Source organism: Aliivibrio sp. 1S175, from assembly GCF_001690985.1.
Classification (GTDB): Bacteria; Pseudomonadota; Gammaproteobacteria; order Enterobacterales; family Vibrionaceae; genus Aliivibrio.
Map to the genome: position 1 here is coordinate 644 of NZ_MAJS01000053.1, position 466 is coordinate 1,109.

Consider the following 466-nt stretch of genomic DNA (forward strand, 5'->3'; position numbering starts at 1 on the left):
ATAGAATCGCGGCTTTCGTATTTTCGGCTTAGTAAGCGTAAATTTCTTCTTTGTTGCCTTTTTGTTTTCGTATCATCAGGTTCGGCAAATTAACCCTTATTTCCCTAAGTTCAGGCATTTCAGAGACATTTTCACGCTTCAATTGTTCTTTGGTTATGCCTCATTTTAGCCTGTATCAGTGTTTTCCTCTCAGCATTTTCGATCCCAATTGTGGCGAGTGTGTTTAGTTTGTCTGTTCCAAACTAGCTGAAACCAAGCCGTTCAAATGACGTAAAAAATGTATCTGTTTCTATTTACTTTATCTCGCAATTTAAGAACATTTTGTTCGCTTAATTGCTACCGGTAAATTAGAATTAGTGCTTAGAAAATCTTGGCGGGGTAGTTCTTTACCAAGTTAGCCAAGCCGAAAGTAAGACGCACAACAATCGCATCAACACGATTTATTACATTCGGCGTTCTGGGTTTG